This window comes from Lysinibacillus alkalisoli, from assembly GCF_014643595.1.
GTDB classification, from domain to species: Bacteria; Bacillota; Bacilli; order Bacillales_A; family Planococcaceae; genus Metalysinibacillus; species Metalysinibacillus alkalisoli.
Genome location: NZ_BMJT01000001.1, coordinates 207726 through 226554, shown reverse-complemented (window position 1 = coordinate 226554; position 18829 = coordinate 207726). Strand labels below are relative to the sequence as shown.

Here is an 18829-nt window from a genome sequence, read left to right as displayed (position 1 = left end):
TTACCCGATTTTATTTCCTGCTATTCTTTTTCTTATATAATAATCTGTTTGCTGAGTAATCGTGAAACGGTTTTTTTCATAAATGCGCAATGCCGCTTCATTATCCATTTCTACCATTAATAGTACATTCGTACAGTTCTCTTGTAAGGCATAATGCTTCACCCATGAGATGAGTGCAGTACCAATCCCTTTATGACGCTCACTTTTTTTAACAGCTAGCGCTGATAACCATTGAATACTACCATCTCTTGTTGTCGTTACAGTACCTACTACTTGCTCACCATCATAAGCAACGAATAACATATGACCTGCTGTTGTAGTTGTATAATCAATTAGTTCTACGGACTCCTCATACAAATCACCAAATGCCTCTTCATATAACTCACAAATAGCTGTTCGTTCATTTAAGTAAGGTTTAATTTCATACAGTGGCGTACTTGTTTCTGCTGGTGCTGATAAATAAGCCTCTGAAAAATTATAATAATAGCCTAACCTTGTTAAAAAGCGCTTCTCTTTACCATCTGTGCGTACAGCTAATGCAAGTTCACCCTCACAGCCTCTATCTTCTAAAGCTTCTTGCAAAGCCTCAATCATGGTGCTACCAATACGTAAATTACGATACATAGGCGCTACTACACTAGACCACTCATACGTATTCAAACCAATAATATCCGTAGCACTAGTAACCCCGATTAAAAGGTCTTTATCATCATCATAAGCTAGGATGACAAAGCCTTTACTGTCATATTGAGGCATTAATGATGTCTTTAATGCTTCTTCATAATGTACACCGTCTTCTACGCCAGTTTGTTTCACTAGCGTTAATACTTCTTGATACGTTTGCTCATCAAGCGGAAAAGATGCTGTAATAAACGATATATTCACAAAAAAACTCCTTATTTATTCATTTCGATTTAACATATGCGCATAAATACCATTTTGTTCAATTAATTCTTGCTGTGTACCCGCCTCTACTAGTTGACCTTGTTGCATGACAAATACAACATCTGCATGCTTAATCGTATTGAGACGATGAGCAATGACAAAACTTGTGCGCCCTTTCATTAACACTTCTAATGCTTCTTGAATTTTCATTTCTGTAATCGTATCAATGCTGCTTGTTGCTTCGTCTAGCAATAACACTTTAGGGTCTGCTAATAAAGCGCGAGCGATTGATAACAATTGCTTCTGCCCTTGTGAGATTTCACTACCATCAGAACTTAAATACGTATGATACCCATGTGGTAACGCCTTAATGAATTCATGGGCATTCGCCTTCTTAGCAGCAGCGATCACTTCTTCATCTGTAGCATCTAACTTTCCATAACGTATGTTATTCATCACACTTGTTTCAAACAAGAAGGGATCTTGTAAAACAAATGCCATTTGGTTGCGCAGTGATGTACGAGAAATAGACTTCGCATCTTGACCATCAAATAAAACACTGCCTTGATCTGTATCGTAAAAGCGAGCAATCAATTGCATAATTGTTGTTTTACCCGCTCCTGTTGCACCAACTAAAGCAGCCGTTTGACCTGACTCCACAGTAAAATTCACATCATGTAATATCGTATCACCTGCATGATACGCAAATGTAACATGCTGAAAGGCTACTTCTCCTTGCAACATATGAGGATTACCTTGCTCATCATCTTCAATAGGCTCATCCATAATAGCAAAGACACGCTCAGCTCCTGCGATGGCAGAAAGTACAGTGTTAAATTGATTGGCCAAGTCATTAAGCGGGCGTGTGAACTGACGAGCATACTCTGTAAAAATGACAATAACGCCAACAGTGATATGACCTTTAACCGCTAAAATCCCTCCAACCCCTGCTACAATCGTAAAGCTGACATTATTTAAAACATTCATCACTTTAGGGATATAGCCTGAGTAGGACTGCGCCCAAAAACTGGCACGTTTTAATGCGTTACTGCGCTCTTCAAATTGTTGAATCATACGTTCTTCTTGAGAAAAAGCTTTCACAACACGTTGCCCAGAAATTGTTTCCTCAATCATGCCATTTAACGCACCAACGGCTTTTTGCTGCTCTTTAAATAATTTACCTGTGCGACGTGTAATCCAGCGCATACCATAAAACATGATAGGAATAATTGTCATCGTTAATACCGTTAATAAAGGACTTAAATACAACATGACAACTACAGTACCTGTCAATGTAATAATACTTGAAAACACTTGAATAAATGCGGTATTTAACGTGGCATTCACTGCCTCAATATCATTTGTTGCCCGACTCATTAATTCCCCATGTTGCCTACGATCAAAGAAAGGAATAGGTAATTGTTGAAAATGCGCAAACAAAGCTGTTCGCATACGATAAATGGTTTGCTGTGCAATGCCAATCATCCAATAATTTTGCAAAAACAATGTGAGGGATAATATCACATAAATCACAATCAGGCTCACAATCCACGACATAATACCTGTCGTTGTACCTTGTTCAACGAAATAGTCAATCATCTTACCGATTAAAAATGGCCCTAACAACGTTAATGCTGAGCTAACAACAACAAGTAATAAGACAAGCATTAATAACAAGCGCTGTTCATCTACAATCTGCCATACTCGTTTCAGTGTGCGTTTCCAGTCATTCGCACGTGCTTTCTTTTTCATCGTGCTCGTTTGTTTAATTTCTTCACGTGTTAGTAAAGGTTCATAGCCGAATGGTTTTCGTAAAAAACTCATTCTTCAATCCCCCCTTCTTGTTGCGAGACAATAATTTTTTGATAAAGTGGCGACGTTTGGCTCAACGCTTCATGCGTACCAAAGGCAACCATTTGTCCTTGATCTAACAGTAAAATATGGTCTGCACCCTTTGCTGTTTGAATTTTTTGTGTCACAACAAGCATTGTCGCGTTATGATGCCCTAATGCTTCCCATAAATTTTCTTCTGTTTTAACATCTAATGCACTTGTACTGTCATCTAATAATAAAAAAGAAGCATCTCGTAATAATGCACGTGCAATAGATAGCCGCTGTTTTTGCCCACCTGACAAGTTAACCCCTTTTTGCCCTACGATCGTGTCATACCCTTGAGGAAAGGCATCAATAGAATCGTGAATTTGAGCTTGCGAAGCGGCATGTAACGCTTCATCTAATAAAGCATCCTCTTTACCCCAACGAATATTATCAAAAATAGTCCCTGTAAATAATACAGATTGTTGTGGTACATAACCTATCTTATTACGTAAAGAGGCTAACTCTATTTCTTGAATATTACGACCACCTATTGTAATCTTACCTGCTGTTGGTTCATAAAATCGTGGTATCAATTGCAATAAAGTTGATTTGCCTGAGCCCGTAGCCCCTAATATGGCTAACTTCTCCCCTTCTTTTATCGTAAAGCTAATATGATTTAACGCATAAGGTGCTGCGTCATTATATCTAAAAGCGACATCTTCAAAGACAAGATCACCTGCTGGTAAATCAAAAGGCTGTGTTTTAATATCCTCTGTGCCTTCTTCAATCAACAAAATTTCTTCCATGCGCTCTGCTGAGGCTTTAGCACGCGCAAATAAAATAATAATAAAAACAAATAAGGATAAAATCATCGTAATGCGCATCGTGTAGTTAATCACCGCTACAGCTTCTCCTAGTTGGATATCGCCTGCACCCACATACTTCGCACTAAACCAAATAATACCTAACATCGTCACATTCATAACAAATAACAAGATTGGCATGATGTACTCCATTAAACGCAACGCCTTCATAGAGTCTATTTTTAAATGACTAGCTACTTCATTAAAACGATTTGTTTCATATTTACCGCGCAAATAAGCCTTCACTAAACGAATAGCTTGTAAATTCTCTTGAAGCATGCGGTTAACTCCATCTAAACGTCTTTGCACAGCACTGAACATGCGTATCCCTTTTGTGACCATTACAAATAAAAAAATAGCAATAATAGGCACACTAATTAATAAAATACTAGCCAATTTTGCATTTACATAAAAAGCCATAATAAAACTACCAATGACTGCTAACGGTGCACGCAACATAATACGCAATAACATAAATAATACTTGTTGAACGTTATTTACATCATTTGTTAAACGCGTAATTAATCCGGAGGCAGGGTATTTTATATACGTTGCCATTGTAAAAGACTGTATCTTTTTAAATAAGGCACTGCGCAAGTCAAAAGCAAAACTTTGTGCAACATGAGCCGAAAAATAGGAGTTAACAACACCCGCAATAAAAGAAAATACAGATAACGCCAATAATATTGTCGTCCATTCTACAATCGTTGCTATATCTTGTAATTGAACACCTTGGTCAATAATATTCGCCATAATTAATGGTTGTATTAACTCCACAAACAATTCAAAAAACATTAATACAATCGCAATAACCGCAAACCATTTATAAGGCTTAACATAACGAAACACTGCTTTCATTTTCACACCTCTTGTCTATGCTTTATCCCCTAACAGTGATAAGGCCATCACACTCAACAACATCACCACAATACCTAGCACCTGCCATGTACCAAGCGTTGCCTGAAATACAATGATGGAGATAATCATTGTCGTTAAGGGTTCTATACTAGATAATACACTTGTTTCTACCGGTGTAATATAAGACATACTGCTGAGAAACATGACATAAGCTAAAGTGCTAAACAAGGTTAGGAGTAATAAAATCATTATTATTTTACCATCTTTTAAGAGCAACCATTCATTAGAACGCCAGATTGCTGTCCCCACACCGAGTAGTACACCACTTATTAACATCCCCCATGCCACAACTAATAATACGCCCCACTCCTTCATTAAGCGCGCAGGGTATAGCGTATAAAATGAGAAGCTCAAACCTAAAATGATACCCCAGATTAATGCCTCTTGACTAACTAATAAATGATCAAGAGAGGCATTGGTTAATAATAAAAATAAACCTGCTAACGTGCTTATAATGCCAATCACTTGAAAACGAGGTGGCATTTTTTTCTGGCTAAGTGAGACATATAGCACAATAAAGATGGGTGCTAAAAATTGTAGTAAAGTTGCTACTATAGCATTACTTACTTCAATGGTTGCAGCAAAAGAGTATTGTAGACCTAGCATACCAACAAGGCTAAAAATAAATAATTGCTGTAACCAAATTCTCTGTTGCCAAATACTATTGATACTTTTATCCATCTTAAAAGATAAAAAAATGAGAAGTGCTATTCCTGCAATAATAAGGCGTAAAGCTAAAATAAAGGATACTGTGAGTGCTGTCTCAGCTAGCAGCCACTCCATCATTGGCCCCGTTGCTCCCCATAAGGCAGCTCCTACTACAATAAGGAGTATTCCTTTTAACCTTTGCATTTATACACCATCCTTTCTTATAATGAAAAAGAATAATTCGATATACTTGATAGAATTTCTTTGAAAACCATGACGAAATGATAATTATTATCTATAATTAAAAGAGTCGTATTATAATAAGGAGAATAAAACATGTCGCGAAATCAAAATAATAACATTGTAGATGTGAAATATGTAGATTTACTACCATTACCAACCCTCATAATCAGTGAGGAAGGTACTATAGTTCACTTATCACAATATACCTATCTTATTTTTGGTAACGAAGCAAAACACTTGCTTCAGCAACCAATTATTACAGTAGCCCCTCAATTGTTCCCCTCTATTAATATGGGTGAACTCGAAAGCATGCTAAAGAAACCGAAATTACAACAAATGAAAAATGTACAATTACACGCATTAACACAAGTTTTTCCGAACACAGACCTTTTCATACAACCTTGTGTATTTGAAGACCAATCAAGCATTGCACTTACTTGTGTCACTTCACAAGATACTATTAACAATGCACTACTCTTAAAAGAGTTGTCTGATTTACGCAATGGTATTTATCAAACATTGATGATGGTCACACTGGATGAAGATGGCTTTATTTTAGATGCCAATCAAGCATTCTTACGCGCTAGCCAGTGGACGCCAAAACGCGTAATTGGCAAATCTTTTTGGCAGCTATTCCCTCAAACTACGAATACGTATAAATTACCTGAACAAATTTGGCGCATTTTACAACAAGGTCAAATCTGGCAAGGTGAGGCAGCACTTCTTACAAAGAACGACCAAGAATATTGGGGTGACTTAGTAATCTTCCCTACATTTTGTCCGATTCAACGAGTGCAGCGCTATATTTTAATCGGTCGTGATATTTCTAAAGCAAAAACAGAACTACATAAACTACAAAAGTATGCTTATGTTGATGCTGAAACAGGACTACACAATGCATACTGGTTAGAAAATGAAATTGGTGAATTAGTAGAAGATAAACGAAACTTCTCATTTGTATATTTAAGTATTGATAAATTTTACACATTAAAAGAGATGCATAATACACCATTAGATGAATCCCTTGGTGTAGCTTTTACAGAGCGTTTGAAAACCTATTTCCAAGATAGCATTATTGCTCGTATTAACGAAACTGACTTTGCTTTACTAACGCCATTAAGTGAATGGTTTATTCAAGGTTTCCTTAATTATCTCGATGGCAACCCCATCTATCACGAACAATTTGCGCTACCGATCTCTGTAAGCGGCGGAATCACACGTTTCCCTGCTGAATTTACGACCTATACGCAATTAATGCGCACTTCTTTAGCAACGATTAGTGCTGTACGAGAGGCTGGTGGCAATCAGATTGTAGCACTCTCAGCAGATCGCCATCGTGAATTAAATCGAGCTGCTTTATTAGAGACGAGGCTCTTGAAAGCGCTTGACGAAAAAAATCTCCATGTATTATATCAACCACAAGTAAATACACAAACGCAAAAAATATGCGGTGTAGAAGCACTTGTACGTTGGGATGATGATGTGGTAGGCTCTGTAGCGCCAGGTGAATTAATTCCATTAGCGGAGTCAACAGGTTTAATCCACAACATTGGTAATTATATGCTACGTGAGGCGTGCCAACAAGCCGTATCATGGAAAAAAGCTGGCACGCCTATCACTGTCAGTATTAATGCTTCTGTACGCGAGTTTCGCGATAAAAACATGGCTGATGTCGTTTTACAAACATTAGCAGAAACACGTTGTCCAGCAGAATTAATTCAATTTGAAATCACAGAGAAATTCGCCTTAGAAGCAGAGTTAGTTGGCTCCATTCAAAAACAATTAGAGACATTACAAGAAGCTGGTGTATCTTTTGTATTAGATGATTTTGGTACAGGGTATTCTTCATTCCGTTACTTGCAAATTTTACCGATATCAGCGATTAAAATTGATGATACGTTTATTCAAGCGATTGAAAAATCGGAGAAAACACAGAAGCTTGTTGAAAGTATGATTCAATTAGGTAAAACGCTTGATTTAACAATTGTGGCAGAAGGTGTAGAAACTACTCAACAACTAAAATGGTTACAAACAACAGCTTGTGACATTCTACAAGGTTATGCCATCTGCAAACCGATAGCTGTAGCAGATATTAATAAACGACTATAAAAAAACAGCAAGCGGCTCTTATGCCAGCTTGCTGTTTTTAACATGCTATAACAGTCTTTTATGTTTTTTTCGGACATGCTGAAATCGTGAACGTCCTGAATCACGTGCTTTGAAGATTAACTGCATCAATACCTCTGCAAATGCTAAGCCCATAGCAATAGCACCTGAGATCATAAATGCCTTAAACCCGTATTGAATACTCACCAAATAATCATTTTCCACTGCACTCCGCATCGCATTGTAAGCAATGCCACCAGGCACTAATGGAATAATACCCGATACATTAAAAACAATCATTGGCGTTTTATATTTTTTGGCTAGTACATGGGCAGCGATGGCTACTGCAAATGCTCCTAAAAACGAGGCTTGTACAGGATCAATCTCTCTTTGAATACTCACATAGTAAACTATCCACCCCATAGCTCCTACAATACCACAAAAAAAGACACGTTTAATTGGTACATTAAAAATAATACCGAAACAAGCTGTTGCAATAAAACTCACAATAATTTGTATGATGTAGTCCATAATAGTGACCTCCTAAAAAGATAACACAACAGCTATGCCTGAACCAATGGCAAATGCAGTTAGTACCGTCTCTGCCCCTTTAGCTAAGCCTGACACTAAGTGCCCTGACATTAGATCACGCACCGCTATTGTAATTGGTAAACCAGGCACTAATGGCATGACGGAACCAATAATGATTTTATCCAACTCTGACCCCAATTGAAGATGAACTGCTAAATAGGCTAGTAAACCGACAACAAGAGAGGCTGTAAATTCTGAAAAAAAACGCACTCTTGTGAGATCATGCGCAATCAAGTACGTTAAAAAACCCATTCCACCTGCAATAAAAGCCGCAAAAAAATCTTGCCATATCCCACCAAACATAATCAAAAAACTACCACTTGCTATACAAGCTGCTAATACTTGGAGGTATATTGGTAAAAAATAGTTCGTCTTTTGTATAGTTAACAACTCGTCATATGCTTGTGTTAGTGTTATGCTTTTAGCAGACAATTTTCTAGAGACGGCATTCACTCTTGCTACTTTCTCCAAATCGGTAATGCGTCTTGCTATAGGTGTAATGCGTGTGGATTGGGTTTTACCTACCGTTAACAAAATACCTGTTGACGTCACATAGGTTTGAATATCTGGTATATTTTGAGAATTCGCAATGTGATACATCGTATTTTCAACTCGATAAACTTCTGCGCCACTTTCAATCATAATCTGACCTACTAATTGTAAACAATCCATTAGCAATTCATTGGTTGATACTTCACTCAACTTTGGCATCCCCCTTTATCAATTCATTACATTTTTTATAAATAAGTCAACTTTTTATCCAAACTATGCGTCTATACAAATAGAACAATTACATAAGGAAGGAGTTTATTTACCATGCAATCTAGAAAACGCAAAAGCAAGCCATTTGTTAAACTTACGCTGCTTGCCATTATTGCAGCATTATGTGCTGTTGGCATCTTTTTTATGTTCTCCAACAATAATAAACAAGAAGCCAAAATGAAAAAAGAAAAACCGAATACTATTACAACAGAGGCTTCATCATACGAAGGCATTGAAATCGTCACTGATCAAGCTAAGAGCAAGAAGACACCTTATACATTACAATATCCAAAAACGACAAATGATGCGTTTAACAAAGAGATTGCCAACCATGTGCTAAAAATGAAAAGAACCTATTTAGCCGAACTCGAAAAACAAAACAATACAACGGAGGAAGACCGCCCATCTTTAACTTTGGACGTAAAAACATTACCTTATAAAGATCGTTATTTCTCCTTCATTTTAACAAATACTTCGTACACAGGAAATGGCAATGAAAAGACATCCATTAAAACGTATGTATTTGATAAAGAAACAAATAAACCTATCACACTTCAAAACATGTTAAATGACAATGAAGACTATTTACAGCTACTTGCTGAAAATGTTAATCAACAATTAACAAATGACGAAGAACTTAAAAGTTTAATGCTTGAGGATAAGGTAGCCTTAATTACTGAGCCAGATTGGAAAAACTTTGAGCGATTTAGTATTTCAGATGATGCCTTACAATTTTATTATAATGAGTATGAAATTACAGCGAGTGCAGCAACACCTACTGTATCCATTCCTTTAAATTTTGTAAACCCCATCTTATTACCTGACTTACAATCTCCTGAAACACTGTCAAAAAACATTTTATCCCCACCTATACGTGAATTAAGCCCTGATGGAAAATATGTGGCGCTAACGTTTGATGATGGTCCTGAAAAAGGTGTGACTGACCGCGTGCTTGATACATTAGATAAATATAATGCTAAAGCAACTTTCTTCCTATTAGGTAATCGTGTACAAGTGAATCCTGAGCTTGTAAAAGAAGAGTTAAAACGTGGACATGAGATTGGCAATCACTCGTGGAGCCACCCTGTATTAACTAACTTAACAGGTGAACAAGTCCAAAAAGAAGTAAATGATACAGTTTCAGTTATTGAGCAAGCTATTGGACAAAAGCCAACTGTCTTTAGACCGCCATATGGTGCAATTAACGATGCGGTAAAATCGCATATTGATGTACCTGTTATCTTATGGTCGATTGACACATTAGATTGGAAAAATCGCAACGCGTCACAGTTATTGCCTTCTGTACAAAATGCTATGCATAATCGTGCTGTTATTTTAATGCATGACATTCATCCATCAACGGCTGATGGTTTAGATAGTGTATTAGCTTATTTAAGTGGCCAAGGCTACGAATTTGTCACTATCTCCGAGTTAGAAGAATTAAAACGACGTATGGCACAACAATAAAACAGTAAGGTGAGGCAAATTTACAATTGCCTCACCTTTTTTCATCACGTTGTAATAGCGCCAAACGATACAGTATTAACCCTCTTACTAATACATTTTCAGGTTGTTTGTGGATTTACCCTCTTTTTTATAGCCAAATATTATGTTACAATTACGCAATATATTGCATATTACGAAAGGAGCATGACGTATGCCTATTCCTTCAAACACAAAAAAAATAACTCGCTTATCTGCTAAAGACATTGCATTACAACAACTACAACAATGGATTATTGATGGCACTTTACAGCCTGATGAAAAAATTAATGACATTGCATTAGCTCAAGCCATTGGCGTCAGTCGTACTCCTGTCAGAGAAGCGCTACAAATTTTAGCCTTATCTGGCTTAGTTGAAGCAATACCAGGTCAGAAAACTAAAATTGCAAGCATTCGTGTTGAAGATATTCAAACGATGTATGAGACGATGGTTGGCTTACAAATTATTGTAGCTAAACAAGCACTCCCTCAACTCAATGACCAACATATCGTTACACTCCGACAACTAAATAAAGCTTTTGAAGATGCATTAGTTGAAAAAGACACAAAAAAAGCGATGCAAGCAGATGCTGCTTTCCATCACTATATTACGGATCTAGCTCAAAACCCTTATATTACTCCTGCACTTACTACAATTGATCTACATATTCAACGATTAGAATATGTATTTTTCCAAAAATTGAATGATGATTTACAATCGGTGCAAGAACATGAGCACTTAATTGATGCATTGCAAAGTAACAATAATAATGATATTGAAAAAATCATTCGCTTAAATTGGCTTCGTCCTATGGCACAAATTCAACACTACTTCAATCATTAGGAGGCATATTATGCATATTAGTGGACGAGTAAAGGGCATGATTATGGTGGTAATTGGGGCTAGCCTTTGGGGGTTATCTGGTACTGCTGCACAAATTTTATTCCAGCAAGAACAGTTATCAACAGAATGGCTTGTCACGATACGATTATTACTTTCAGGTCTTATTTTATTACTCTTTGCCTTCTTTAGTTCTAACCGTCATGAAATATACGTTATTTGGCAAAATAAGAAAACTGCTTTCCAGCTCATTCTTTTTGGACTGTTAGGCATGTTAGGCGTACAGTACACATATTTTGCATCCATTGCAGAAGGAAATGCCGCAGTAGCTACCATTTTACAATATTTAGCACCCTTATTTATTACAGTGTACTTACTGATTAAGTTTAAATCACCGCCTTCTAAATTAGATATTTTTGTATTATTTTTCGCTACATTTGGCACATTTTTATTATTAACAAATGGCTCCTTACACAATTTCATGGTCTCCACACCAGCTATTATTTGGGGCGTATTATCGGGTTTATCTTTAGCATTTTATACACTTTATTCAAAAGATTTACTCACCTTATGGTCATCTAGTGTACTAGTAGGTTGGGGAATGATTATTGGGGGAATGGGCATGATTATACTTCAAGCTCTTACAACGAGACGCTTTATCTTATTTTCTGACACCCCACAACTGCACTTAACTACTTTATTACTTATTGGGTTTGTTGTATTATTTGGCACACTTATTGCCTTCTATCTCTTTTTAGATAGCATACGCTATATTTCACCTAAAGAAACTACATTGCTAGGCTGTACAGAGCCTTTAGCAGCTATTATTTCCTCTGTTATTATACTGCACACACCCTTTTTATTATGGCAAATGGTAGGTGCAGCCATCATTATTCTCGTTGTACTTGTCCTAAGTTTATTTCCTCAAGTTCAAGAACAAGACGTATAAAAAAGAAGGCATCGCAAAAGCGAACTGCCTTCTTTTAGTCATTATCCTTTTACAATCATTGATGAGCGGTGGATGGTCTCTTTAATATGAATATTACGTTTAGCCATTTCTTCAATATAGGCTTGACCAGGTACAACTTTTTCTGGCGCATTTACACCGCGTTCTTCAATCAAACCGTTACCGACCATTTGCGCAACAATTGAAATAGAGCTTGCCGTTGCCTTAGCCATAGCTGTTTCTTCGCTCTCAGCACTACGTTGTAGGACGAGCTCGTATTCATTTGTTACTTGTTGCTCTGCTTGCTCACCTGTAACAAGTACACGTACCAATAATACATCTGCTTTTTTGCCTGCTTCTAACTTTTTACTTAAAGCTTCACGCACAACTTTACGTACATTGACACTCTTACCATCAATTTTTACACTGTTTGAAATATCAAATAACCCTAAATCAACAAGTAATTTCATTTTTTCTGCATGGCCTTTATAGCGAATTGTTTTATAGGTTAACGTCTTTACACCTGGGAAAGAGTCGGCTAATGTCGAGATGCCCCCTGCTGTGTAAAAGGCTTCCAATACGCCTAATTCGTCAAAATAAATGCCTTCACAACCTGACATGGATGGATATTCTTGTTCTTTCCATTTATAAATGGCTTTTGCTGTGCCACTATAGTAATCTAACATGCGTTCAATCGAGAATACTTCAATATAATCAATTGGTGGCACAGGCTCAACTGGAATATCACCTGCATATAATTTAATTTCAGTAACTTCATCTAAACGAGAAGCACCATAACCTGTTAAAATATTTGTCATACCTGGCGTTACACCTAGCTCTGGAATAATGGTTACACCTGCCGCTTTTGCCGCTTCATCCAAATCAAAAACAGCTTGTGTTGCACCTGCCATTGCGCCACCTAAATCCACAATATGCACGCCAGCGTCAATAGCTAAGCGAGCCATGCGTTCATTGTGCGAATAAAACATGGCATTAATCACAACAGCGCCTTGCATCAGCACTTCTTTTAAGGCATCATCATTTTCGAAGCGAAGCTCAATGGATTGTAACTTTTCACTTGCAATACTATCGGCAACAAATTTTGCTTTTTCGTTGTCGGCATCTACCAGTAACACTTCTGTTACTCCATTACTTCGGACTAAATCTTTAGCAATCGCCTTCCCCATAAATCCTGCACCTAATAAAATGACTTTCATATTATCCATCCCCTTTCAAAGCCTTTATGACATATTCACCTTTATTATATATCATTTGTGCTACTTTACGCATCTTTTATCAGAAATTATTTATTTTTCTAATAATTTGAACCAAAAGAAAAAGACTGCCTAATATAGGCAATCTTTTAAACAAGTAAAATGATAGCAATGATGATTGCTAAGCCAATGCGGTAGTACGCAAATGGTTTTAACTTTACTTTATTAATTAATGCTAGGAAGAATTTAATTGATAGTAAAGCAAAAACAAATGAACTAATAAATCCTACAATATAGAAATTTAAATAATCCATTGATAAATGTTCCCAGTTTTTTAAGACAGATACTAAACTCGCACCCGCCATAATTGGCACAGCCATAATAAAAGTAAAGTCGGCTGCTGTTTTATGGTTCATACCAAATAATACACCACCAGAAATCGTTGCACCTGAGCGCGAAAACCCTGGCCATAATGATAGACATTGTACAAGCCCGACTTTAAATGCTAAACCATATGTCAGTTGATCTAAAGATGTAATAGGTGGGTTTTTTGGTCCAAATTTATCTGCTGCTAACATGAGGAAGGCCCCTGCTACTAACGCAATAATAACTGTTACCACACCAAATAAATTATCATCAATAAAATCTTTTAAAGCAAAGCCAACAATTGTCGCTGGAAGCATACCTACGATTACGTGTAATAAGTTAAATCGTTTCATCATGGGTTGCCCATCAATTTTGTAAAGCCCTATTAGACTGAATAGGCGCTTCCACATTACAACAACTACTGCTAATATGGAACCTAATTGCACCACAATTTTGAATGTATTAGCAGGATACTTCCCTAAAAACTCTTCTGTCTTCAGCCACATGTCATCAACAATAATCATATGTCCAGTAGAAGAAACTGGTGCAAACTCTGTCATACCTTCTACAAAACCAAGTATGAGTGCTTTCAGTAATTCTATAATTTCCACAGTGTCACCTTTCCTTTTTAAGTCATCCACTTATCATAACGTTTTGTTAAATGACAAGTTGCTTTTTCACGCTTTTTAGTATAACACACCTCTTAACTACATATTATTGTATTCTCATTCGTCTCTCACTGCTTGCTTTTAAGATGACAAAATCAAAAAATAGGTGACAAAATCGTCACCTACTGCACATTTTTCGTATGCACGCCAATATTCTCCATAATCTCAAGCATAATTTGTGCCAAGTCATCCTTTGCTAATAAACGATCATCTTCTTGGTTATGCGCTTTTAACACATTTACCTCATTATTGAGTCGTTCCATCTTTTGGTCTAATTGTGAAGCCGCAATAGCCGCCTCATGCAACTCATCCGTTAAATAACTTGGTACTTGTTTATTATACTTATAATAAATTTTATGCTCTAAACTTGCCCAAAAGTCCATAGCAATTGTTCTAATTTGCATTTCAACGTATACTTTTTCCATGCGGTCCGACATAAATACAGGCACTTTCATAATGACATGTAAACTTTGATAACCATTTGGTTTAGGTTGTTTAATATAATCTTTTACTTCAACAATCTCAATGTCTGTTTGTCTTTTTATCATATCGAAGACACGATAAATATCAGATACAAACGAGCAAATAATCCGAATGCCTGCAATATCACGAATGTTCTCTTTAATCTCTTGTAAACTCAACCCTACTTTTTGTTTAGCTACCTTCTTAAACAAACTTTCTGGCGATTTCACACGTGTATTTACATGTTCAATTGGGCTACTCTCATGTGTTAAACGAAACTCTTCTTGTAAAATATTTATTTTAGTTGTAATTTCATCTAAAGCAAACTTATAAGCCATTGAAAAGCGTGTCAACTCTGCTCTTAATTGTGTAATTTCATTACGAGAAATAATTGGTGTCACGTTTTACTCATCCTCTTCTATCATTTGTTTCTTCATTTTATTGTGTAATGTCTCCGATCAAATAGCAAGGCGAAAGTAAAACAATGATTGTTCTTTGAAATAGAAAAAAACAGACCTTTCTCTAATCTACAGAGAAAGGTCTGTTTGACTTTATGTGAGTGAGTTCCATGTATAACCCACCGCCATAAAAATAAAGAAACTACAAAACATCACAATATTTAATACCATCAAAATGTAATTTTTACTCATCAAAGCTAAAATGGCACCTACTAAACCTAAAAGAAATGTGCTTAAAAATAAAGGGCTAGCTACTTGAAAAACAAGATTAGGTACCCATGCAAGTACAGCTAAAATAAAGCAAACCCACGATAATTTAGTTTTATCCAATTAGGAAAACACCTCCTTTAGTTTAACATCTATTTACTAACATTTGAGCTTGGAAATATGCTTTCACAGCTAATGCTACACCTTTTTCAACTGCTCCCATGTTTTTATAATGCAAGTTAATATTAGCAATTAATCGGCGATCACTGCCACAATCAAAGTAGCCATATTTAGCATAATCTTTGTCGTGTAGCATGCAGGAATAGTCTAACAAATCTTTGGGCTGCCCGCCGCCATGGCCTGGTCCACACCAATTACCCCATATAGGTAATGATAATTCTGGAATCATCATTACATCATTTGAAGTGCTTACTGTATTTTTATATGCACTATTAATGGTATTGATATTTTCTCCAATTGATAAGATAAAATCAGATTGCCCATCTAAAATAGCTTGTTCCATGTTAAACTTCACTTCTTTGCCTTCACTAACAACGTATTTATTCACTTCATTCTCTATTTGATTCATATCGCTAAATTCATTGATTTCTGTCATTGCATTTGCAAAATTCGGAAAGCTAGTTCCTAACATCATGATAACCATAAGTAAATATAGAACCTTCAGATTTCTCTTCAACCTAAACGCCTCTTTTCCCTTTTTTATACATCGATGTAAATTAATTATTGATTAACTTTTTCTGTTTGTCAAATTTATCCTTGCTACTATTATAGAAAAACACTATAATTACTAACGTAGTAATTTAGTAAATTACTAAAATGAAAGGATGTTATTTTATTATGAAAATACCAACACATTTAAAACATAAACCTGTGATTATAGCCGAGAACTACGCTAATATTGATGGCCGCCATGCATATGATACAGATGCACAAGGCCTATCTTTAGGGCTTGCTCAGTGGAACGACCGAGGCAAAGTAGATATTTCCGCTAAAGTTTGGCGTCATACAGGTGGCAAATGGTCACGTCAATCAGAAGAATTACCTCTACACCGCGTATTGGATTTAGCAATTTTAGTATGTGAGAGCCAATTATACTTTCAAGATGCGTATCGTTATGATGGCTTATATGATGAAAATAATACTGTGATTAAGCGCGTTGGCTTACAAGGCGATGCAATGACTATGGAAGTTTGTACAGAGAATGAACAAATTAAAGAAGATATTCAATTATTTAATCAAGCATTAAGCGAAGATGGCGAGTTAATTGGTGAACGTCTTCGCACATTATCAAATATTTTAAAAGAAATGGGTTATTAAAACCTACGAGGCTAATTTATGAACGAACAATTATTACAAAATGACCAAGCATTACGCAAAGCTTTTATTGGATTTTTAGTACCTGTAATGTTGGCAAATGTTTTACAGTCACTTGGACAAGTGTTTGCGATGTTTTTAGTGGGACGTAACTTAGGTGTAGAGGCGTTAGCCGCCATCTCGGCATTCTTTCCGTTCTTTTTCTTTTTAATGGCATTTGCCATTGGGATTGGTTCAGGCAGCTCTATTTTAGTTGGACAAACCTTTGGGGCTGGTAACCATGAAAAAATGAAGGAAGTCGTTGGGGTTACACTTGCTTTTACTACGATTTTGTCTATTGTTGTAGCCATTTTTGGTGGTTTCTTTATTGAATGGATTTTACGTGTCATGCACACACCGGACAATATTTTTGCGATTAGTGTCAGTTATGCTCGCATTTTATTCTTCACTTTACCTATTATGTTTTGGTATTTCGTATATACTACTTTTATGCGTGGTGTAGGTGACTCTAAAACACCTTTTATTTTTTTAGTCATTAGTGTGCTATTGAATATCTCATTTTTACCACCTTTATTATTTGGCTGGTTTGGCTTACCTCAGTTTGGTTTAAACGGGGCTGCGTATGCCTCTGTCTTATCCAATTTTGTCACCATGATTTTACTATTGACTTATTTACACAAGACTAAACATATTTTACGCTTGGATGCTTCTATCCTTAAGCACTTTAAAATAAAGAAAGATATTTTACAGTCATTATTAAAATTAGCCATACCTGCAAGTATTAGTATGGTAGCCATTTCAGTGGCTGAAATTGCTGTTATTGGCTTTGTTAATCGTTATGGCTCTGACGCTACCGCTGCTTATGGTGTGGTAAATCAAGTCGGCAGTTATGCACAAGTGCCTGCTATGAGTATTGCGATTGCTACTTCCGTCTTTGTAGCACAAGCATTAGGAGCAAACTCTACAGATATGATAAAGAAAGTGCGTCAAATTGGTGTGCGCATTAATTATATTTTCGGTGGCGCAATTGTGTTACTCATGTACCTTTTTGCAGAACCTATTTTGCAATTATTTATTGATTCACCTGATACGGTGGCCATTGCTAAAAACTATTTATTTATTACATTTTGGAGTTATATTATTTTTGGTCATACACAAACCGTCTCTGCCACCATGCGCGCTACTGGCGTTGTATTATGGCCTACGATATTCCTTGTCATTGCCATTTGGGCTATTCAAGTACCAACCGCATACTTGTTATCCCAATACACTACCTTAGATTTAAATGGTGTGTGGATTGCTTATCCTGTTGCCTTTTGTGCAAACTTTATTATGCAGTTTGCCTACTTTAAACTAGGCTGGCAAAAACGCACATTAAAAGCCATGCTTAGCGAACATTAATAAATTAAGCCACACGCCAGTGTGGTTTTTTTCATATGTTGTCACAAATGGTATACTACTACTAAAAAAGAAAGGAGCATAGGATGACAATTGCCATTAGTATTATCGCTTTATTATTATTTATTGGTGCTATTTTAGCATTTTTTGGTGGCATTATTTATTTTGGGTTTGCAGGGTTCTTCACATTATTTGGTGTACAATATGATTCTGGTTGGTCGTTACTCTTATTTTTATTGATTTATATGATTGTAGATGCGATCTTTGATATTTTGGTCATACCCTTTATGATGATGACTGTTGTTTTTAGGCGCAACCCTAAACTAGCAACAGCGCTGCGTATTTTACTTAAATTAATATTTGCTTGGGCAGCTTTACATACTGTAGACGAGATGATGAGTAGTATTGATATTCCGACACGCACTGAAATTATTTTAGTTTTAGTCCTATTTTTATTTGAATTGGCAACAGATGACCGTAAAATGCAAAAGTTAAAGCGCAATAACAATAAAGCATGACTCATAAGCTAAAAAAATGTTAGACCGACTGTATTTTCGGCCTAACATTTTTCTTTATGGAAAAGTAACAAGCTATTTAAAATCAGTGAGTCTGCTTAAA

At 36.3% G+C, this 18829-nt stretch carries 18 protein-coding genes; 7 read left to right on the top strand and 11 right to left on the bottom strand.

What is annotated here, in order from left to right:
* The 4 genes from IEW44_RS00970 to IEW44_RS00955 are packed head-to-tail and all read right to left on the bottom strand — an operon-like array spanning window position 1 to window position 5336.
* Window positions 1-885 carry a GNAT family N-acetyltransferase gene (locus IEW44_RS00970; protein WP_188613145.1) on the bottom strand — a complete coding sequence of 295 codons (885 nt, stop codon included), beginning with the start codon at window positions 883-885 and terminating at the stop codon, window positions 1-3.
* A gap of 15 nt (window positions 886-900) precedes the next feature.
* On the bottom strand, window positions 901-2709 hold the full coding sequence (locus IEW44_RS00965; RefSeq protein WP_188613144.1) for an ABC transporter ATP-binding protein: 1809 nt from the start codon (window positions 2707-2709) through the stop codon (window positions 901-903).
* Window positions 2706-4424, bottom strand: coding sequence for an ABC transporter ATP-binding protein (locus tag IEW44_RS00960; protein ID WP_188613143.1), 1719 nt, complete (start codon window positions 4422-4424; stop codon window positions 2706-2708). Before IEW44_RS00960 ends, IEW44_RS00965 begins: the two co-directional genes overlap by 4 nt.
* Before the next feature lie 15 nt (window positions 4425-4439).
* Window positions 4440-5336 (bottom strand): DMT family transporter, encoded by an 897-nt coding sequence (locus IEW44_RS00955; protein WP_188613142.1) that lies wholly within the window; start codon window positions 5334-5336, stop codon window positions 4440-4442.
* 132 nt (window positions 5337-5468) lie between these two features.
* Here IEW44_RS00955 and IEW44_RS00950 point away from each other — a divergent pair, with 132 nt between their 5' ends.
* Window positions 5469-7484 carry a GGDEF domain-containing phosphodiesterase gene (locus tag IEW44_RS00950; protein WP_188613141.1) on the top strand — a complete coding sequence of 672 codons (2016 nt, stop codon included), beginning with the start codon at window positions 5469-5471 and terminating at the stop codon, window positions 7482-7484.
* Window positions 7485-7529: 45 nt separating this feature from the next.
* Here IEW44_RS00950 and IEW44_RS00945 read toward each other — a convergent pair whose 3' ends face one another.
* Window positions 7530-8012 carry a threonine/serine exporter family protein gene (locus IEW44_RS00945; protein ID WP_188613140.1) on the bottom strand — a complete coding sequence of 161 codons (483 nt, stop codon included), beginning with the start codon at window positions 8010-8012 and terminating at the stop codon, window positions 7530-7532.
* Window positions 8013-8024: 12 nt separating this feature from the next.
* Window positions 8025-8744 carry a threonine/serine exporter family protein gene (locus tag IEW44_RS00940; RefSeq protein WP_373286119.1) on the bottom strand — a complete coding sequence of 240 codons (720 nt, stop codon included), beginning with the start codon at window positions 8742-8744 and terminating at the stop codon, window positions 8025-8027.
* Between the two features lie 144 nt (window positions 8745-8888).
* Between IEW44_RS00940 and IEW44_RS00935 the strand changes: the two genes are divergently transcribed.
* The 3 genes from IEW44_RS00935 to IEW44_RS00925 all read left to right on the top strand — a co-directional run bounded on the left by IEW44_RS00935 (window position 8889) and on the right by IEW44_RS00925 (window position 12106).
* Entirely contained in the window at window positions 8889-10301 is a 1413-nt protein-coding gene (locus IEW44_RS00935) for a polysaccharide deacetylase family protein (RefSeq protein WP_188613138.1), read from the top strand.
* Between the two features lie 190 nt (window positions 10302-10491).
* Window positions 10492-11160: a GntR family transcriptional regulator gene (locus IEW44_RS00930; protein WP_188613137.1), complete on the top strand. Its 669-nt coding sequence runs from the start codon at window positions 10492-10494 to the stop codon at window positions 11158-11160.
* A gap of 10 nt (window positions 11161-11170) precedes the next feature.
* Window positions 11171-12106, top strand: a complete 936-nt coding sequence (locus IEW44_RS00925) for a DMT family transporter (protein WP_188613136.1) — start codon at window positions 11171-11173, stop codon at window positions 12104-12106.
* Window positions 12107-12147: 41 nt separating this feature from the next.
* On the opposite strand, the gene IEW44_RS00920 is transcribed toward IEW44_RS00925, so the two are convergent.
* From IEW44_RS00920 to IEW44_RS00900, 5 genes are all read right to left on the bottom strand, one after another.
* Complete coding sequence (locus IEW44_RS00920) at window positions 12148-13320, bottom strand: saccharopine dehydrogenase family protein (protein ID WP_188613135.1); 1173 nt, start codon at window positions 13318-13320, stop codon at window positions 12148-12150.
* Window positions 13321-13466: 146 nt separating this feature from the next.
* Window positions 13467-14294, bottom strand: coding sequence for an undecaprenyl-diphosphate phosphatase (locus tag IEW44_RS00915; protein ID WP_188613134.1), 828 nt, complete (start codon window positions 14292-14294; stop codon window positions 13467-13469).
* 179 nt (window positions 14295-14473) lie between these two features.
* Window positions 14474-15151 (bottom strand): GTP pyrophosphokinase, encoded by a 678-nt coding sequence (locus tag IEW44_RS00910; RefSeq protein WP_188613425.1) that lies wholly within the window; start codon window positions 15149-15151, stop codon window positions 14474-14476.
* 213 nt (window positions 15152-15364) lie between these two features.
* Entirely contained in the window at window positions 15365-15601 is a 237-nt protein-coding gene (locus IEW44_RS00905) for a hypothetical protein (RefSeq protein ID WP_188613133.1), read from the bottom strand.
* Window positions 15602-15623: 22 nt separating this feature from the next.
* The gene (locus tag IEW44_RS00900; protein WP_188613132.1) at window positions 15624-16175 is read right to left on the bottom strand and encodes a phospholipase A2 family protein; all 552 of its coding nucleotides are present in this window, start codon (window positions 16173-16175) and stop codon (window positions 15624-15626) included.
* 161 nt (window positions 16176-16336) lie between these two features.
* Here IEW44_RS00900 and IEW44_RS00895 point away from each other — a divergent pair, with 161 nt between their 5' ends.
* From IEW44_RS00895 to IEW44_RS00885, 3 genes are all read left to right on the top strand, one after another.
* On the top strand, window positions 16337-16816 hold the full coding sequence (locus tag IEW44_RS00895; RefSeq protein WP_188613131.1) for a DUF6530 family protein: 480 nt from the start codon (window positions 16337-16339) through the stop codon (window positions 16814-16816).
* 18 nt (window positions 16817-16834) lie between these two features.
* Window positions 16835-18214, top strand: a complete 1380-nt coding sequence (locus IEW44_RS00890; RefSeq protein WP_188613130.1) for an MATE family efflux transporter — start codon at window positions 16835-16837, stop codon at window positions 18212-18214.
* 83 nt (window positions 18215-18297) lie between these two features.
* Window positions 18298-18729: a YrvL family regulatory protein gene (locus IEW44_RS00885; RefSeq protein WP_188613129.1), complete on the top strand. Its 432-nt coding sequence runs from the start codon at window positions 18298-18300 to the stop codon at window positions 18727-18729.
* The last annotated feature ends 100 nt before the right edge of the window (window positions 18730-18829 follow it).